Below are 13,187 nucleotides of genomic sequence, written 5' to 3' on the forward strand. Positions count from 1 at the left end.
CACGCTGCGTGCTCCCCTGTCGTCGAGTCTCGTCGCTTCCGCTCACCGTCGAACCGCGTCGCGGTCGGCTTCTCGGAGCCCTCCAGCGCGCGTCTGTGCGGGAGGGAACCGATCGTGACGGCCCGCTTGATCGTCGTGACGGGACTGCCGGGCGTCGGGAAGACGGCCGTCTCACGCGAGATCGTGGACCGACTCGGCGGACGGCTCATCCGCACGGACGTCGTTCGGACGGACTGCTTCGACGATCCTGAGTACACGGCTGCGGAACGCGAAACGGTCTACGACGAAGTGTTCGCACGCGGGCGCGAAACGATTGCCAACGGCGGCGTCGCCGTTCTCGACGGCACGTTCCGCACGCGCGCGGATCGAGCGCGCGCGGTCGATCTTGCGAACGCGGTCGGCGTCCCACTCGACGTCGTCGCCGTCGAGTGTGCGGACTCGGTCGTCGAAGCGCGAATCGCAGCACGGGAGAACGACGCCAGCGAGGCCGACATCGATATATACCGCCAGTTCAAGGAGCGCTACGAGCCGATCGAGATCCCACACGTGAGGATCGACAACTCCGGCGACCTGGCGTCGACGCGAGAACAGATCGTTGCGGTGTTGTGAGGCGCACGCCAGTATCAGGCCTGGCACGGCAGTGAGCAGCACAGGAGGGCCGAAGCGTCGTACAGCGGGACCGTGAGGAGGGAATGCGTCAGCGGGGGTGCCCGGTCGGCGGGCCATCGATCCAGGTGGAGGGTGTGGAGGCAGGGTGGATCGTGGAGGGTGCGTCGGTGGGGACCGAATCGCGGGCGGCCCAACCGGGGCACTTCCGACTACGGGGGACGACTACCTAAAAGCGCCCTTGCCTCAAAGAGCCGTTTTACCTATTGCGCTGCCGTCGGTTTCCGGCCGGTAGAAGTATCAACGCGCCCGGTATCGAGAGGGTGATGAGTTGCAGCGGATTCTCTCTGATGTTGAAGTCCGGATCCAACGGCTGGCTCTGCACGTCGGTGATGTGCAGCGACGAGTAGTAGATGATCACGTGCGTCAGGATGTACCCAAGCGCGAACGGGACCAAAAGTGGGTACTGGACGCCCAACTGCGTCGCGAGCAGATCGAAGACGATGGCCGTCGCCGACGACACGGCGAGGAAATCACCGATCTGGAGGGTGACGCCGGTGAACGCCGTGATCGTCGTATCGACCGTCGAGGCCGTCGTCGGCGTGTAGATGAAGGCGGTAAAGACGCTGGTAGCGACGAGCGCCATCCCAGCGACTAACCCGACAATCGGGTACACGTACTCCATCGTATGCGCGATGCGCCGGGACGACTATAACCCTACTCCCTCAGTATCAGAATTGAAGTCGGCAGAGAAGTCTCACTCGAAAGTCGGGACCGACGTGTCCGATCAGTCGGAGCGTCCTGGCGCGTCGCCGCTTTCACCGGGCGCATCGCCGCTTTCACCGGGCGCATCGCCGCTATTATCGGGTGCGCCGTCACGGTCGTCGGAACCGTCGCCGGACTGTCCCGGCGCGTTCTCACTGTTTCCGGGTGCGTCGGCAGTCGAGTTCCCGTCTCCGGACTCGGTACCGTCGTCACCGTTTCCCCGTTTGTCACCCAGCGTATCGTTCCCGAAACCATCGTTCACACTGCGTCCGTCTCCTTGTCCGAGACGGTCCCGCCTCGAGTCTGTCTCTTGTGTGTCGTTGGTCGCGTCGCCAGTGACGTTTGCCGGACGGTCGTCGGGCGGCCCGGCGTCACCATTTCCCAAGTTGGTCGCCTCCTGAGCGTTTTCGGAGGCATTTGTCGTATTCACCAGGTCAGATGCGTTTGCCGCGTCCTCCGGGAGACCGTCCGTCTCGTTGTCACCCGCATCGTCGTCTCGCTCGTCCGCAGCGTCACCGCTTTGTCCGGGCACGTCGCCGTCGCTCAAGCCAGGCACATCGCCGCTTTGTCCAGGAGCGTCGCCGCTTTGCCCGGGCGTCTCGCCGCTCAGGCCGGGCACGTCTTCGGCGTCACCTAGTCCGCGGCCGGAGTTCTCACCGGCGATCTCACGGGCGGCGGCGGCGACTTCGGGGCCCGAGAGGTTGCGCGCCTCGGTCCGGAGTCGTTCGATGTTCGAGGTGTTGATGCCGTTTTCTTCGCGGACCTGTTTTGGCAGCGCCGACGCGGTCTCGTTACTCTGCTCGAGTTGGCGCTCGACGGCGTTGATTTCGGCCGTCAGTTGCGCCGCACGAGCGTTGTATCGGCCCTGGGAGACGTTCCCCGACGCTCGGGCCTGCTCTAACTCGGCGAGTCGCGTTCGGAGCGCTTCGAGCCGTTCCTGACTGGTGTTCAGTTCGGCCGCGACGACCGCCGCCTTCGAGTCGTTCGTCGCCGCGGCGGCGACGCGCTGGCCGAAGGCGCGCGAGGCGACCTCACCGTCGATCTCGGCACCCTGGACGGCGACGACGCCCGCCAGTTTCGCACCGGGGGCGACGCCCGACCCGTTCGACTCGGACGCGGTTTCGTCCGCCGTAGACGTGCTATCGCCGTCCGGCGCCGCAGTCTCGTTCGTATCCGTACCGTTCGCCGGGGTCGTCGCCGTCGTCTGCGCTTGGACGCCGCCGTCCTGCACCTGCGCCGCTCCCGTGGCTGTCGCGGCCGAGAGCGACGTGCCGCCGGACGCCGCCGCGGCGGCGCCGACCGGAGCGCCCGCAGTCACGACCAAGAATGCAACGAGGAGCGCGGATACTGACCTCATCGGTTTCCGATACTGTCCTCTCGGCCATATACCTCCGACATACTTGCGCCCATTTTGATCCGTTTAATCCGGATTTTTCGCAAGACGGCGCGAGCGTCGCTCAGGAGCGATTTTAACGGCTCATTATCCCGCAGAACGTGTAATTCAGATTTGATTTCCCGCCGGTCAGTCGTCCGCGTGCGACGACTCCGGCGTGAACGTGACGCCGTCGATCTCGATCTCGTCGGGAACGCCGCTCGTGTCGTGGGTCCCGACCGGCGGGCGGTTGGTCTCTGCGGCCGCCGAGGCGTCGAGGTCGGTCCCGGTGTCGATCCGCGACATCTCCCCGTCGGCGTCGCGGGCGTCCTGGTCGATGCGCATCGAGCAGAACTCCACGCCGCACATCGAGCAGAAGCGCGCCTCTTTGTAGTTGTCACCGGGCAGCGTCTGATCGTGGGACGTGCGAGCGCGCTCGGGATCGAGCGCGAGCTCGAACTGCCGCCGCCAGTCGAACTCGTAGCGCGCCTCCGAGAGCGCGTCGTCCCAGTCGCGCGCGCCGGGGTGGTCGGTCGCGACGTCGGCCGCGTGCGCCGCGATCCGGTACGCCGCGAGGCCGTCACGAACGTCCTCGCGATCCGGGAGACCGAGGTGCTCCTTGGGCGTGACGTAGCACAGCATCGCGGCCCCCGCGCGGGCGGCCTCGGTCGCGCCGATGGCGCTCGTGATGTGGTCGTAGCCGGGGGCGACGTCGGTGACGAGCGGACCGAAGACGTAGAACGGCGCGCCGTCACAGACCGCCTGCTGGCGCTCGACGTTGTCCGCGATCTCGTCCATCGGGACGTGTCCCGGCCCTTCGACCATCACTTGGACGCCGTGGTCCCACGCCGTGCGTGTGAGTTCGCCGAGCGTCTCCAGTTCGGCGAACTGCGCCTCGTCGCTCGCGTCCGCCAGACACCCCGGTCGCAGCCCGTCGCCGAGCGAGAACGTGACGTCGTGGTCGGCGAAGATCTCGCAGATCTCCTCGAAGTGCGTGTAGAGCGGGTTCTGCATCCCGTTTTCTTCGATCCACTGTGCGAGGATCGAGCCGCCGCGGGAGACGATCCCCGTCTTGCGCCCGTCGGTGAGTGGGAGGTGTTCCAGCAGGACGCCCGCGTGGATCGTCATATAGTCGACGCCTTGCCGCGCCTGCTTCTCGATGACGTCCAAGAGGAGGTCGGGCGTGATGTCGGCCGGCTCGTCGGCCCGCTTGACCGCCTCGTAGATCGGAACCGTCCCGATCGGAACCGGCGAGTGTTCGACGTTCGCCTCCCGGATCGCGTCCAGGTTCGACCCCGTCGAGAGATCCATCACCGTGTCGGCTCCGAAGTGGACTGCCGTGTGGAGCTTTTCGAGTTCGCCCTCGACGTCGCTCGTCTCCTCGCTGTTGCCGATGTTCGCGTTGACTTTCGTAGCGAACTCCCGGCCGATGACCATCGGATCGAGCGAGTCGTGTGCGACGTTGTTCGGGATGACTGCCTGCCCCTCGGCGACCTGCTGGCGGACGAACTCGGGATCGCGGTTCTCGCGCTCGGCGACGCGCTCCATCGCCGGTGTGAGTTCACCGTCGCGGGCACGCTGTAACTGCGTCTGCGCCATAGATCATCGAGTGATATTACTAAGTAATAGGTTTTCCGAATACACGCCTCGCTCGCCCATAGCTAAAGCCGGGTCTCGGGACAACCGTCAAAGTAGTTCACCACAGGAAAGCAGACCCCCAAGCCGCTCAACCGCGTTACTGTGCTACTCGGAATCGGGACCTAGGTCCTCGCCGGGGAGCACGAGGACGTTCTCACGGCCCAGTCGGAAGCCGTCGAGTTCGTCCTCGTCGCGCATCTTGCGGACGACCTGGCTCGTCTTCGCGTCGGTCCAGTCCAGCGTCTGGGCGACTTCCTGCTGCTTGACGCGCCCGCCCTCGTGTTCGATGAACGCGAGGACGCGCTCTTCGTTGCTCAGCAGTTCGTCTTCCCACGGCATCGCGTCCGCTGCCGTGTCCTCTTCCGCTGTGTCGTCCAGTGCGTCCGTTTCGTCGACGCGCTCGTCAGTCGTCGACTCGCTGTCGACCGGGGCGTCGGCGTCGTCCGAACTCCCCCCGCTCGCATCGGCGTTCGTCGCCTCCGTGTCCGATGCTGCCGCGGCCGCGGTGTCGCCCGTAGACGCCTGTTCGGTGCTCTCGGCGTCGACACTCGCGGCCTCGGTAGTCGTGCCAGCACCGGTCGCAGCCGCGGTCTGCGTGGCGCTTGGAGCAGTTCCCTTGCCCGTGTCACTCGCCGCACTGCTTTCGGGGGTCGCTGTGGCCGCTGCGTTCGCTGGCTCGCGTTCAGCGCCTCCGACGCCTCCGTGCCGGTCAGGGACCGACCGGCGCCGGTAGACGATCCAGCCGCCCGCGCCGAGCGCGAGCGCGACGAACGCGACCGCCCCGAGCAGCAGGGAATTGCCGCCGTCGGACTCACTGCCTGCGGGTGTCGTCGTCGTTCCACCGTCCGCCCCGGTTGCCTGGTCGGTGACGACGAGCGTGGGCTCGTTCGGCCCGAAGTCGAGCGGGCCACTCCAGACGGCGATCCGGGAGTCCGGTCGCGTGTCGTCGGGCTGGGGTTGGACCGTCTCGATGGTGTAGCCCTCCGGCCAGGTGAACTGCAGCGACGTCTCGCTGTCGAGGAAGAGCCCCGCGAGCGCGTCGCCGGCGCGGAGCGTGCCGTCCTCGGCGACGGCGAAGTTCGTCCAGACGAACGAGTAGGTGACGACGCCGTAGTCCTGGGGCAACTGCTGTCTCGTCGCCGAGACCGAGACGTTTCGCACGCTCATCTCCCGGCCGGTCGCGTCCTCGGCGGTCGCGGCCGTCGACGCCATTCGCTGGCCGAACTCCGCGGCGTACTGGGACTCGTTCGCGCGAATGTCCTCCTGCAGCGAGCGGAACGCCTCGGTCGTGTTCTCGTCGTCCAGCCGTACCCGATACTCGACCGTCCACGCGGCTGAGCCGTTCGCACGGAGGTCGATGCGCATCGAGACGTCGTCCGGCGCCAGCTCCGACCCGGCGATCTGGGTGACTGATTGAGCGGACGCGCTCGGAGCTGTCGCGCCAGCACCGACGACGAGCGCGACGGCGACGATGAGAGCACAGCCGAGACGCGCTGCGCGGATGGTCATCTCGTAGGCACATCGTACCGGGTGACACAAACCACTTCCGAGTGGGAAATTCGGGTCTCCCTACCGATCTATGCGTATCCTATACGCCGCCTTATAGGCTGAACAGGCGCAATACCACGGCGTGGAGTGATATGCGTAAGAGTTGAATATAGCACTGAAACGAGTGAGAGACCCAGTGAACGAATCGAGGTGCTTCACTCGGAGCGAGGGGTCTGCACCACACGTCGCTGCATATTCAGTTGTTTCAGTGATCACTCAACGCCGTGGATACGCGCCGTCACTTGGGAGAGCATCAACGTTCGACAGCACTCTGAGTTTCAGAATACTGGCGTTTAAGTGACAGACAACCCTACTAACGGGTAGGAATCGGTCGGAACGGAGCGGATTCCGAACCGTCCTATGGAGGCGGCCTGTCCGCCACCTAACGAGGCAGTATCCGAAAGGGCAATCGGTGAACGCCACATCCTCGAAGGGTGTGGAAACGTGCCGACTGCCCAAAGCGAACCAGACGATACCCCTGACTCTGCTGACGCCTGCCGGCGTCCCCGTGGCCAAAACAACACCGGGACGCCCTACACGGTCGAGGATAGGGGTACCGGCGGCTTGGCACCGCCAGCAGTCCACCAGTCCGATACTGTGGGACTACCCGCGCCCGAAAGGGCTGGTAGTCCGGTGATTGGACTCCAAACCTGAAACTCCCACCGCTCGGGATTCCTCCGCGTTCACGCGGAGGAGGATGTCAAACATCGAACACGACATACGCGACCCAGCCATTCTCGGTCTGCTCGACGCGCATTTCCGAGTACGTGACGGCCTTCACCTCGCGGGCGTCGACGTCCGCGAGCGGGACGCCGCGGTAGGTAGCGGTTAGTTCCCACGCCGACTCGCCAGCCCCCGTGTCAGCGTCGGCATCCGGACGGTCGATCTGTACCCGATTGTCGACCGGGAGGACGCTCCGAACGTCGCGCTCGTAGATGAGTTCGTCGAGGTAATCGAACAGAAGAGCCTCGCGGTTCTCCGCGCTGACCGATACCTCGAACGTCCGGCCGCTGTCTTCGGTTCGATCGGCGTCTTCGGCCGCCTCGTCCGGGCGGGCGGGCGGAATCTCGTCGCAACTCGCCGCGGCGAGGCCGTCGGCGACGGACCCGAAGAGCGCCGACAGGTCCGACGCCGTGGCTTCGACCGCGACGTCGGCGGTGTGTTCGCGAAGCTCGAAGCTCATACATACGTACGCGGCCGCCCGTGGCCTGTGTCTTCCGGTCGCCCCTAGCCCTCGCTCTCGTCGTCGACTCGGGGGCGGTTATCGTGACCGTCTCCGAAGCGAGCCAGGTCCGCCGGGGTTTCGGCGTGCTTCGGATCGCGCCGTTCGTGTTCGTCGTAGCGGGCAGTCGAAGCCCCGCCGTTTGTCTCCGCCCCGTTCGCCGCCGTGCCGTTCGCCGCTGTCCCGTTCGCCGTCGCCCCGTCACCGAGGTCCGCGTCGGTCAGCGAGGCCAGCGCCTCGCGCGAGAGTCCGTCGTCGTCGGGACTCGTCATCGCGACGCCGCTCGTGACGATCGCCTGAATCCCGTCCTCGACGGTCATCTCGACGTCCATCACGCGGCTCTCGGGCAGGTGTACCAGGTGGCCACCCATCACCGGATTCGGTGCGAGCGGCAGAAACAGCGTGAGCATCTCCTCGTGGTCGACCGCCGTCCGAAACACCTCGGGCGTCTCGGTCGTCACGAACCCGAGCGTGTACGCCTCCTCGTGGGGGAACTCGACGAGTTTTACCTCGCGGAAGTTCTCCGCGTCAGATTCGAGCATCACGTCGCTCATTCGCCGGAAACTCTCGTACACCGATCCGACGCCGGGAATCCGCGCCATCACGTAGTCGAAGTACTCGACAGCGCGCTGTCCGTACCGAGAGCTGTTCACCACGAGCCCGATGGCGAGGACCGCACCGAAGACGGCGACCGGCACGGTCGCTTCCAGAAGCGTCTGCGGGCTGACGCCCAGCGCGGCCGGGACGAGCGAGACGATCGGGAGCGCGGCGATGGCGTCCGAGAAGAGACTGACGTAACCGTAGACGGTGTTGAACAGGAACAGAAACACCGCGATCGTGATGACCAGCGGGACGACGACGGCGAGCCCGGAGATGAACGCCTCGCGGACGACGTCGTACATCGAGTTCCGGACGCGACGCATCGACGGGACGCCCGAGCGTCCATCAGACATACTGTCGTCGTGTACGACAGACCACCTGAAAGGTGTCCCGGCTCTCGCTGTGTCGACGCCGGTGTCCGAGCGGTCCGCTGCCATCTGACCGACCGGCGACGGCGAGGAACTTTATGCGCGTCGCGTGCGCAGTATCCGGTATGCCGATGAAGGGCGGCGCGACGAACGAGTACCGCGAGATCGACCGGTGGGATCGGGGCGTCGGCTGGATCGCCTACCCCGAGGAGACGATGGAGCGCGCGAGCCACGCGCTCGTCGGCGACGACGGCGGCGTCTGGGTCGTCGATCCCGTCGACGCCCCCGACCTGGACGAGCTCCTGGCCGAGTTCGGCGACGTGTCCGGCGTCGTCGTCGGCCTCGACAGACACAAGCGCGACGCCGCGGCGCTCGCGACTCGCCACGACGCGCCCGTCTACGTCCCGCAGTGGATGTCCGGCGTCGTCGAGGAGATCGACGCGCCGATCGAGCGCTTCGACCGGGAACTCGGCGATTCGGGCTTCGAGGCGTTTCCGATCCTCGACACCAGCGTCCCGCCGTGGCAGGAGGTCGGGCTCTATCACCGCGCGGACAAGACGCTCGTCGTGCCGGAAGCGGTCGGCACCGCCTCGTACTTCTGCGCACCGGGCGAACGGCTCGGCGTGCATCCGATGCTTCGGCCCGCGCCGCCGCGTCGCGCACTCCGCGGTTTCGACGTCGACCGCGTCCTCGTCGGTCACGGCGAAGGCGTGCTGACCGACGCCGCGCGGGCGCTTCGGGACGCGCTCGATAACGCCCGGCGGAATCTGCCGGGCGCGTACGGGCGCGCACTTCGGGAGTTGCTCTCGTAAGCCGGGCCATCGTCCCAAACGGTCTCCCCTAGCGACGTTTGCCCGCTAATCCTCCGACGCCGTTTTCATCCACGCTCCCGTTTGAGCACTCGTGGTCTACATCACGCGCGGGCTTCTCGACGCGCTCCTCGAAATGGCAGAGGCAGAGGAACCGTCCTCGGTGAGCGTCGTGCTCGCGTCGACGCCGGCCGGCGACTTCGAGACGGATCTCGGACTCGACGACGAGACGCCGGTGTTGACACACTTCTACTTCCCGGAGGCGAGCGGGTCCGTCGCCGCCGTCTTCGGGGTCGACCTCGGCACTCCCGCGGGCCGCGGCCGCGCGCGATTCGTCTCGCATCCACAGGGGCCGCTGGAGGCGACCCGCGAGGACACCTTCGCCGCCGCACTCGTCGTCGCGGTGCCGCCTTGGGACCAGGCGTCGTGTGCGGCGTTCGATCGCAACGACCGCGAACTCGGTCTCGACGTGCTCGACGTCGAACCGCCGCGGGAGACGCTCGCGGAGTAAGGGGCGAAGCGGCGTCCGCTACCGATCGAGATAGCCCAGGTCCGCGAGCTGTTCTGCGATATCCTCGAACTGCGCTTCGGTGAGTTCGCCCTCGCGCTGGTACTGAATGACGATACTTCGGAGGAGAAAGCGCACGAGGTCGCTCGTGCTCGAAAAGCTGGTCCCCTCGATGGTTTCGTCGACGCGCTCGGCCAGGTCCTTCGGGATCGAAACGGTGGTGTACTCGGTCATCGTCCTGCGAAAGACGAGGCGTCGGCCGAACTAAACAGTGTGGAGTTCCAGTGCGTGCGCTGCGTTTGTCCGTCGACCGAGAGCCGGGGGTTTTTCCACCCCTGCAGCCGTACCAGCCCGCAATGGCTGTCAGACCACCGCAGCAGGGCGACGACGAGCCCGATTCCCTGGAGTTCGGCATCGCGGCGCTCACTCCATATCTCTCGGAGTCCGATCTCACCTTTCCTGCCACAGCAGACGAGGTCGTACGCGCGCTGAACGATCCCGCGATTCCGTACGACGCCAACGGGAACACCGTCGCGCTCTCGGAAGCGCTCGCATCCGTCGGCACGAGCCAGTTCGACAGCAAGCGCGAACTCCTCGACGCGCTGCATCCCGTCCTGGAGGAGTACCGCGCGTCAGGCGGCGGGATCTTCTCGCAGTTGCGGGCGCTGCTTCCGTTCTAACACCCACCTTTTTCCACGGTGGGTTTCCTCGCGACGCTCTGCGCCGCTGCGGGAACCCACCGCGCAAAAACCTGGAGGAGAAGATCCGCTCGGCTCGCGTCGCTCGCCTCGCGGTACAATACGTCGAGCGCCCGCGGCAATGCGGCGACAACCGCACCGGGTCGCTTCGCTGGCTGCGATGCGTCTGTGATCCTCCTACTCGGTGCCCGTCTCCTCTTCGATCTTCCGCAGCGTGTCGCGGTGGAGCGTCAGAATCAGGTCTGCAAGCACGCCGAACATCAGGAGTTGGACGCCGACGATGATGCCGAAGGCGGCGACGACTGCGAGCACCTCGTGGGAGATGTTCCGCGTGATCCACTCGACCGCGACGTAGACAGCGACGAGGAAGCCAGTGAGGCTGGAGATGACGCCAAGACTCCCAAAGTAAAAGAGCGGATTGTTGGTCTTCGCGCGGCGGTAGAGCTCCAGAAAGATGATCCCGCCGTCGCGGACGGGCCGGAGGTTCGTATCCGACCCGGAGGGCCGCGGGAGGTACGTGATCGGAACGACCGTCGTCGGGATCTTCCGCTTGGCGCACTCGACGGCCATCTCGGTCTCGATGCCGAAGCCGTCGGAGGTGAGCGTCATCTTCAGGAACGATTCGCGCGTGAACGCGCGATAGCCCGAGAGGATGTCCTGAAAGTCCTCGCCGTGGACGGTCGCGAAGCCGCGGTTGATGATCCGATTGCCGATCTGATTGAAGCGCGTCATCGCGCCCTCGCGCATATCCGCGAAGCGGTCCCCGATGACGTGCTCGGCGTCACCCTCGAGGAGTGGCCGGAGCATTGCGTCGGCGTCCTCAACGCGGTAGGTCGCGTCGCCGTCGAGCATCAGCACGTACTCGCGGTCGACGTACTTCTCGACGCCCTCGCGAACGGCCTGTCCTTTGCCCGAGCCCGACTGGTAGACGACGCGCGCGCCGTGCGCCTCGGCGATCTCGTCGGTGTCGTCGCCGGAGCCGCCGTCGACGACGAGCACGTCGTCGAAGCCCGCGTCTCGGAAATCCTCAACTACCTGGCCGATCGTCTCGGCCTCGTTGTAGGTGGGCACGAGGACGCAGACGTCGTCGTAATCCATCGTGCGGAGTGGGTCGTGCAGGGGTGAAAGTGATTCCGGAAACGAGGCGCGTAGTTCTTGTGCCAGGGTTCATTTCGTGTCTTCTGCGCCAAAACCACGCAGCTACTGTGGATACAGCTCGTTGCGTACTCGTTCTGGAGAGTTGCGTGCGACACACCCCTCGTTTCGTCTGTTCTACTCTACCAATGTGGTCGGCGTTCAGCGAGCTGGGTCACACCCCTCGTTTCGTCTGTTCTATAATTGGTTAGGGTGGTGTCGTCTCGATCGATTCGCGCGTTTCAAGGACAATTTCCGGATCCAGTGTGAGCTCATATTGATAGTGAGCGCCACCGGCACGACCGTTGTTCTGTTCTGTCCGGTCAAGAAATCCAAGCATCGTTAAATCTCCGAGGTGATTCTGCAGGCTTTTCAGAGTCGTCAAGGGTTCGTGATTCCACCCGACAGCGGCGCGTTCGTAAACATCTTGGATCTCCTTTGACCGGACCCGAGTCTGACCGTTCGTTTCGAGGTGTGCGATGGCCTCCAAAATCAGTTGCCCGTGAATCGTCTGATCACGGAGTTTATCACGGACACGACCGCGCCGAACGCGTTCGGTCGCAATCTCGATGTGTTCGTCAGTAATTGTCTCCGCACCGTTCTCCTCGGCGACGTCACCACCTTCACGAAGGAGATCGATAGCTTGCCGAGCACTTCCTGTATCTTTTGCTGCTGTCGCGGCACAGCGTGCGATCGCAGATTCTTCATAGGCATCCTCGATGATAGCTTTCTCTGCGCGGTTCGTGAGAATCGATCGGAGTTCATTGGCGTCGTATGGTGAAAAGCCGATTTCTTTCTCCATCAGGGTATCTTTGACTTTCGGACTGAGCGAAGACCGAAATGTGTAGTTGTTGCTGATCCCCACAACGCCGACGCGAGCAGTTTCTAAATGTCCATTTGCCCGTGCTCTTGGGAGTTCATATAACAGCGAGTCCGGGTCGGAGAGGTGATCGATTTCGTCAAGGACGAATAGAAATGTACCGCCTTGTCTGTTCATCTCCTCATAGAGCGTCTCAAGCGCGTGTGATGTCGAAAGCCCCGTTTCAGGGAACGAATCGCCTTCTGGACCGCGGATTCCGTGAATGAGTGATCGCACGGTCCGATAGACCGTATCATCGTTACAATTATGGAAGATAACGTGGAGATCATCGGCCTCTGGTCGTCGTTTGACCTCTTCCGAGAGAGCAGTCAGCACATATTCTGTGACTGCAGTTTTACCAACGCCTGTTTTACCGTACACGAATACGTTGGAGGGATTTCGGCCGAACAGTATATCTTTTAGCGCAGTCCGGTACGCATCTATCTCCTCTTCTCGTTCAACGATGACGTCAGGACGGTACTCCTCCGAAAGAATCGATTTGTCCTCAAAAAGCGTCTCCGTCATATCACGGAAGAGGTCTTTAGTCATACTACGGCAGATGTACAAGCCACATATATTTATTTTGTTTCGCCTGTTTCTTTTGTTTTATCTGTTGCGCAAGAAGGGGCGTTATACGGTCAAAGACAGAGACGATCCAGATGCAACAAACAGACGAAATGAGGGGTGCCTGCAAGTGTGCTGAAAAATCGGCTACCTTGATGGCAGTACAGAATTCCCGGCGAAAAGAACAGACGAAATGAGGGGTGTCTATGAGTGCGCTCGAAGATTGGCTTACTTAATGCCAGACGGTGTACCCTGAGTGCGTAGAACAGACGAAACGAGGGGTGTGGACGAAGGGATAATTCAACACTTTCGGCGCACTGAAGCGAGTCCCATATTATCCATAATACTGCATCGAAATCATCGAAGAGACTCAGTACTTCACAAAGCCGGTTAGTTGAGACGTCTGCTTGCTGACGGTGTGTCCAATACCCAGCAAGCAGACGGTGAAATCCACGAGGACCAGCTCCTTAACTTCCTCGTCAACACGCTTGACGAG

The 13,187-nt window shown here is 63.8% G+C and carries 13 protein-coding genes; 4 read left to right on the forward strand and 9 right to left on the reverse strand.

What is annotated here, in order from left to right; all coding sequences use genetic code 11:
• Nucleotides 1–114: 114 nt before the first annotated feature.
• Nucleotides 115–609: an AAA family ATPase gene (locus D3D02_RS08370; RefSeq protein ID WP_233560608.1), complete on the forward strand. Its 495-nt coding sequence runs from the start codon at nt 115–117 to the stop codon at nt 607–609.
• A 256-nt stretch (nt 610–865) separates the two neighbouring features.
• Here D3D02_RS08370 and D3D02_RS08375 read toward each other — a convergent pair whose 3' ends face one another.
• The 6 genes from D3D02_RS08375 to D3D02_RS08400 all read right to left on the reverse strand — a co-directional run bounded on the left by D3D02_RS08375 (nt 866) and on the right by D3D02_RS08400 (nt 8,104).
• The gene (locus D3D02_RS08375; RefSeq protein WP_121569507.1) at nt 866–1,291 is read right to left on the reverse strand and encodes a hypothetical protein; all 426 of its coding nucleotides are present in this window, start codon (nt 1,289–1,291) and stop codon (nt 866–868) included.
• Nucleotides 1,292–1,393: 102 nt separating this feature from the next.
• Nucleotides 1,394–2,728 carry a hypothetical protein gene (locus D3D02_RS08380; RefSeq protein WP_147435586.1) on the reverse strand — a complete coding sequence of 445 codons (1,335 nt, stop codon included), beginning with the start codon at nt 2,726–2,728 and terminating at the stop codon, nt 1,394–1,396.
• 165 nt (nt 2,729–2,893) lie between these two features.
• Nucleotides 2,894–4,342 (reverse strand): phosphomethylpyrimidine synthase ThiC, encoded by a 1,449-nt coding sequence (gene thiC / locus D3D02_RS08385; protein ID WP_121569509.1) that lies wholly within the window; start codon nt 4,340–4,342, stop codon nt 2,894–2,896.
• 144 nt (nt 4,343–4,486) lie between these two features.
• The gene (locus tag D3D02_RS08390; protein ID WP_233560609.1) at nt 4,487–5,890 is read right to left on the reverse strand and encodes a hypothetical protein; all 1,404 of its coding nucleotides are present in this window, start codon (nt 5,888–5,890) and stop codon (nt 4,487–4,489) included.
• A gap of 739 nt (nt 5,891–6,629) precedes the next feature.
• On the reverse strand, nt 6,630–7,112 hold the full coding sequence (locus D3D02_RS08395) for an archease (protein ID WP_121569510.1): 483 nt from the start codon (nt 7,110–7,112) through the stop codon (nt 6,630–6,632).
• 44 nt (nt 7,113–7,156) lie between these two features.
• On the reverse strand, nt 7,157–8,104 hold the full coding sequence (locus D3D02_RS08400; protein ID WP_158599329.1) for a DUF502 domain-containing protein: 948 nt from the start codon (nt 8,102–8,104) through the stop codon (nt 7,157–7,159).
• A 140-nt stretch (nt 8,105–8,244) separates the two neighbouring features.
• Here D3D02_RS08400 and D3D02_RS08405 point away from each other — a divergent pair, with 140 nt between their 5' ends.
• Complete coding sequence (locus tag D3D02_RS08405) at nt 8,245–8,931, forward strand: hypothetical protein (RefSeq protein WP_199723035.1); 687 nt, start codon at nt 8,245–8,247, stop codon at nt 8,929–8,931.
• 91 nt (nt 8,932–9,022) lie between these two features.
• Nucleotides 9,023–9,439: a hypothetical protein gene (locus tag D3D02_RS08410; protein ID WP_121569512.1), complete on the forward strand. Its 417-nt coding sequence runs from the start codon at nt 9,023–9,025 to the stop codon at nt 9,437–9,439.
• An 18-nt stretch (nt 9,440–9,457) separates the two neighbouring features.
• On the opposite strand, the gene D3D02_RS08415 is transcribed toward D3D02_RS08410, so the two are convergent.
• Nucleotides 9,458–9,670, reverse strand: coding sequence for a ribbon-helix-helix domain-containing protein (locus D3D02_RS08415; protein ID WP_049985763.1), 213 nt, complete (start codon nt 9,668–9,670; stop codon nt 9,458–9,460).
• Nucleotides 9,671–9,792: 122 nt separating this feature from the next.
• On the opposite strand from D3D02_RS08415, the gene D3D02_RS08420 reads away from it, so the two are divergent.
• Nucleotides 9,793–10,116, forward strand: coding sequence for a hypothetical protein (locus D3D02_RS08420; RefSeq protein ID WP_121569513.1), 324 nt, complete (start codon nt 9,793–9,795; stop codon nt 10,114–10,116).
• A gap of 195 nt (nt 10,117–10,311) precedes the next feature.
• Here the strand turns inward: D3D02_RS08420 and aglJ are convergent, their stop codons facing one another.
• Together aglJ and D3D02_RS08430 are read right to left on the reverse strand one after the other, a co-directional pair.
• Nucleotides 10,312–11,232, reverse strand: a complete 921-nt coding sequence (gene aglJ / locus D3D02_RS08425) for an S-layer glycoprotein N-glycosyltransferase AglJ (RefSeq protein WP_121569514.1) — start codon at nt 11,230–11,232, stop codon at nt 10,312–10,314.
• A gap of 244 nt (nt 11,233–11,476) precedes the next feature.
• Nucleotides 11,477–12,676, reverse strand: coding sequence for an orc1/cdc6 family replication initiation protein (locus D3D02_RS08430; protein ID WP_121569515.1), 1,200 nt, complete (start codon nt 12,674–12,676; stop codon nt 11,477–11,479).
• Nucleotides 12,677–13,187: the final 511 nt, after the last annotated feature.

Source organism: Halobellus sp. Atlit-38R (genome assembly GCF_003665925.1).
In the GTDB taxonomy this organism is placed as follows: domain Archaea; phylum Halobacteriota; class Halobacteria; order Halobacteriales; family Haloferacaceae; genus Haloquadratum; species Haloquadratum inordinatus.

What these genes read in the sequence shown, in the direction of transcription:
- D3D02_RS08375 (WP_121569507.1), bottom strand. Translation starts at nt 1,291, where the DNA reads ATGGAGTACGTGTACCCGATTGTCGGGTTAGTCGCTGGGATGGCGCTC.
- D3D02_RS08380 (WP_147435586.1), bottom strand. Translation starts at nt 2,728, where the DNA reads ATGAGGTCAGTATCCGCGCTCCTCGTTGCATTCTTGGTCGTGACTGCG.
- thiC (WP_121569509.1), bottom strand. Translation starts at nt 4,342, where the DNA reads ATGGCGCAGACGCAGTTACAGCGTGCCCGCGACGGTGAACTCACACCG.
- D3D02_RS08390 (WP_233560609.1), bottom strand. Translation starts at nt 5,890, where the DNA reads ATGACCATCCGCGCAGCGCGTCTCGGCTGTGCTCTCATCGTCGCCGTC.
- D3D02_RS08395 (WP_121569510.1), bottom strand. Translation starts at nt 7,112, where the DNA reads ATGAGCTTCGAGCTTCGCGAACACACCGCCGACGTCGCGGTCGAAGCC.
- D3D02_RS08400 (WP_158599329.1), bottom strand. Translation starts at nt 8,104, where the DNA reads ATGTCTGATGGACGCTCGGGCGTCCCGTCGATGCGTCGCGTCCGGAAC.
- D3D02_RS08405 (WP_199723035.1), top strand. Translation starts at nt 8,245, where the DNA reads ATGCCGATGAAGGGCGGCGCGACGAACGAGTACCGCGAGATCGACCGG.
- D3D02_RS08415 (WP_049985763.1), bottom strand. Translation starts at nt 9,670, where the DNA reads ATGACCGAGTACACCACCGTTTCGATCCCGAAGGACCTGGCCGAGCGC.
- D3D02_RS08420 (WP_121569513.1), top strand. Translation starts at nt 9,793, where the DNA reads ATGGCTGTCAGACCACCGCAGCAGGGCGACGACGAGCCCGATTCCCTG.
- aglJ (WP_121569514.1), bottom strand. Translation starts at nt 11,232, where the DNA reads ATGGATTACGACGACGTCTGCGTCCTCGTGCCCACCTACAACGAGGCC.
- D3D02_RS08430 (WP_121569515.1), bottom strand. Translation starts at nt 12,676, where the DNA reads ATGACTAAAGACCTCTTCCGTGATATGACGGAGACGCTTTTTGAGGAC.